This is a genomic window from Microbacterium sp. 13-71-7 (genome assembly GCF_002257455.1).
Taxonomy (GTDB): Bacteria; Actinomycetota; Actinomycetes; order Actinomycetales; family Microbacteriaceae; genus Microbacterium.
In genome coordinates this window covers 1-3,584 of record NZ_NCKN01000316.1, presented here as the reverse complement: position 1 = coordinate 3,584, position 3,584 = coordinate 1, and the positions used below count along the sequence as shown (strand labels likewise).

The following is a 3,584-nucleotide window of genomic DNA, read 5'->3' as shown; positions in this document are numbered from 1 at the left end:
AGGTCACTGCACGGCACATCTCTGCTCCTCGTCCCGGGCGGTCTCGGATACCCCGGGGAGTATCAACGTAACATACTCCCCGGGGTATACTGGCAGGCATGAGCAGCACCGACACGACCCAGGAGATCGGCGAGGGCGGGACGCGCGCCGTGACGCACGACCCGGAGGCGACGAAGAAGATCGCGAACCGCCTGCGTCGTGCCCACGGGCAGCTGGCGGCCGTGATCGGCGCCGTGGAATCCGGCGAGGACTGCCGAACGGTCGTGCAGCAGCTCTCCGCCGTCACGAAGGCGCTGGACCGTGCCGGCTTCCTGGTGATCTCGACGGCGCTGCGCGAGTGCCTGACGGATCCCGGCGCCGAGGGCTCGCCGAACCCGGAGGAGCTGGAGAAGCTGTTCCTGTCGCTCGCCTGAACCGAGCCTCGACGCGCGGTGCCGCGCATCGACGCTCAGCCGGAGGAGGCGGCCACCCTCGGCTCAGACGCCGAGCTCGGCGCGCCGCGCGGCGTCGCCGTGACGGCGCACGCGCGTGAGGACCATGCCGACGGCCGCGGAGACCACGACGGCGCCGCCGAGGGCGAGCAGCCACAGCAGCACGCTCGACTCCTTCAGCCCGGCCCACTGGCCGAGCGCGTACGCCGCGGCAGCGACCGCGGTGGCGACCGCAGGGACGAGGGCCACTCCGCGGAGATCCCGGTGGGGGATCACGTAGTGCACCACGACACCGAGCGCGCAGGCGGCGATCAGCGCGAGCAGGATGTACATGCTCCCGGGCCTCGGGTCAGGCCACGAAGCCGACGCGGCGGGACTCCTCGGTCCCGAGCTCCACGTAGCCGAGGTTCGCGGTCGGCACGATGTAGGAGTTGCCCTTGGTGTCGCTCAGCGACACGTGGCTCGCGCCCTGGTCGAGGGCGCCGGCGATCTGCGCGCGCACCTCGTCCGCGGAGGCCGAGGTCTCGAAGCTGAGCTCACGGCCGGTGTTGATGATGCCGATGCGGATCTCCACGGGAATGCTCCTTGAAAGGTTGAGGTCTCGTCACTCTATCGCGGGGTCCGCGGGGGAGGACCGTGTGCGCGGCGGTGTTCGCCGAGGGCGATTACGGGGCCGGAGGCGGGCCGGATCCGATCCTCGGGCGGCGCATGGATCGGCCGACTGCCCTGACCGACCGCCGGGTGCAGAGGGCGATGTCGGTCTCGGCAGATAGCGTGGGAGCATGCCCGCACAGCCCGCCCCCACCGCTGCGCAGGCGGCGGTGATCGACGCCCCCTCCGGTGCGGTCGGCACGGTGATCGGCGCGCCCGGCACCGGCAAGACGCACGCGCTGGTCGAACGCGTCGCCGCGCTCATCGAGGGGGGCTTCGCCCCGGAGCAGGTGCTCGCGCTGACCCCGAACAGGCAGGCCGCCACCGCGCTGCGCGACCGGATCGGCGTGCGCGTGCGCGTCGCGACGCCCGGCCCGCTCGCGCGGTCGCTCGGGTCGTTCGCCTTCCAGCTCGTGCGCGGCACGATGGTGCACGCGGGGCAGGAGCCTCCCGCGCTGCTGACCGGTGCGGATCAGGACCGCATCATCGCGGATCTGCTCGCCGGCGAGGCGGAGGACGAGGGCGAGGGGCTCCGCAGCCGCTGGCCGGAGAGCCTCGGCGCCGCGGTGCGCTCGTCGCGGGCGTTCCGCTCGGAGCTGCGCGCGTTCCTCGCCGAGTGCACGGAACTCGGCGTCACGCCGGCGGAGCTGGAGCGGTCGGAACGCCCGGCCTGGCGCGCGGTCGGATCCTTCGCCCTGTCGTATCGGAGCGTGCTCGACCGCGCCCGCGCCGCGCACCGCGATGCGGCGGATCTGCTGGCGGAGGCCGGCGCGATCCTTCGCACCGCGGAGCCGGAGATGCTGGGCCCGCTCGGGCGGCTGCGCGCGGTGCTCATCGACGACGCGCAGGAGCTGACCGCGGGCGGGGTGGCGCTCGTCGCGGCGCTCCGCAGCCGCGGCATCGCCGTTCTCGCCTTCGGGGATCCTGACATCTCCTCCGGGGCGTTCCGCGGCGCGGGTCCCGAGCTGTTCGCGAGTCTCGTGGCCATGCTCGGCGACGTGCACGTGCTCGACGAGGCGCACCGGCAGGACCCGGCGCTCACCGCGCTCACCCGCACCGTCGTGCAGACGATCGGCGCCTCGGGGCGGATCGAGCACCGCCGCGCCCCTGGCCCCGCGGCGGCCGATGGCCCGGGGGACGCGGTGCAGGCCTTCATCGCGCCGTCGCCGCACGAGGAGCACGACCTCATCGCCCGCACGCTGCGGGAGTGGCATCTGCTCCACGGCATCGGCTGGGAGCGCATGGCGGTGATCGCGCACGACACCCGCCAGGTCGCGGCACTCGAGGCCGAGCTCGCGGCGCGCGAGGTACCCACCCGCGCGGCCGGCGTGCAGCGCCCGCTCGGCAGCGAGACGGTCGTCCGTGACATCGTGGGGATCGTGCGGCTCGCGCTCACCGAGCCGGCGGAGCGGGATCCGCAGCTGCTCGCGGAAGCCCTGCGCACCCCGTTCGGCGGGCTGGACGGCGTGGGACTGCGGCGGCTGCGCGCGCGACTGCGGCACCTCGAGCTCGAAGCCGGCGGATCCGCGCCGGCCCGACTGCTGCTGCGCGACGGCATCGCGGAACCGGCCAGGCTCGCCCGGCTGGACACGGCCGAGGCGCGCATCGCAGACAGGTTCGGCACCCTGCTGCACGAGGTGCGCGAAGCCCGGTTGCGCGGGGAGACGATCCACGAGCTGCTCTGGCGGGTGTGGGACTCGTCGCGCGCCGCCGACGGCCGGCGTCTCGCGCTCTCCTGGCAGGAGGCGGCGAACTCGCCCTCCGGCGCAGAGACCGCACGCGCCCTCGACGCGCTGGTCGCGCTGTTCGACGCGGCCAAGCGCTCGGTCGAGCGCGCGCCGGAGAAGGGGCCGGAGGCGTTCATCCACGACATCCTCGACAGCGAGGTGCCGGAGGACTCCCTGTCCGCGCCGGAGCGCCCGGCCACGGTCACCCTGATGACGCCCGCGACCGCGCTCGGCACCGAGTTCGACGCCGTCGTGATCGCGGGTGTGCAGGACGGCGTGTGGCCGAACGTGCGGCTGCGCGGCGGGCTGCTGGAGACCTGGCGGCTCGGCGAGGCGGTCGCGGCGGCCCGGTCCGGCGAGCCGGAGCACGAGCACTCCACGCTCGACCGGCGCCGGGCGGCGCTGCACGACGAGCTGCGCCTCTTCGTGCGGGCGCTCTCCCGAGCCCGCCACAGGCTCCTGGTCACGGCGGTCGACGACGACGATCAGAGCCCGAGCGCGTTCTTCGGCTTCCTGCCGGATCCGCTGCCGCCCCAGGAGCGGCATGCGCATCCGCTGACGCTGCGCGGTCTCGTCGCCAAGCACCGCAGGGTGCTCACGACGTCGACGGATCCGGTCGCGCGATCCGAGGCGGCGGGCCAGCTGCGCCTGCTGGCCGAGGCCGACGTCCCCGGTGCGGATCCGGACGAGTGGTTCGGCGTGCGCCCTCCGTCCGACGAGCGGCCGCTCCGCGACCTCGAGACGGGATCCGTGCCGGTCTCGCCCTCGCGGCTCG

The 3,584-nt window shown here is 74.4% G+C and carries 4 protein-coding genes; 2 read left to right on the top strand and 2 right to left on the bottom strand.

Annotated elements, in window-relative coordinates; translation table 11 throughout:
• Window positions 1-98: 98 nt before the first annotated feature.
• Entirely contained in the window at window positions 99-413 is a 315-nt protein-coding gene (locus B7X32_RS19450; RefSeq protein ID WP_292723516.1) for a metal-sensitive transcriptional regulator, read from the top strand.
• Between the two features lie 63 nt (window positions 414-476).
• Here B7X32_RS19450 and B7X32_RS19445 read toward each other — a convergent pair whose 3' ends face one another.
• Window positions 477-764: a hypothetical protein gene (locus B7X32_RS19445; RefSeq protein WP_292723513.1), complete on the bottom strand. Its 288-nt coding sequence runs from the start codon at window positions 762-764 to the stop codon at window positions 477-479.
• Between the two features lie 16 nt (window positions 765-780).
• A complete protein-coding gene (locus tag B7X32_RS19440; RefSeq protein WP_292723510.1) occupies window positions 781-1,005 on the bottom strand; it encodes a DUF3107 domain-containing protein in 225 nt (74 codons plus the stop codon).
• A gap of 208 nt (window positions 1,006-1,213) precedes the next feature.
• Between B7X32_RS19440 and B7X32_RS19435 the strand changes: the two genes are divergently transcribed.
• On the top strand, window positions 1,214-3,584 hold a 2,371-nt coding region (locus tag B7X32_RS19435; RefSeq protein WP_292723508.1), incomplete at its 3' end, for an ATP-dependent helicase.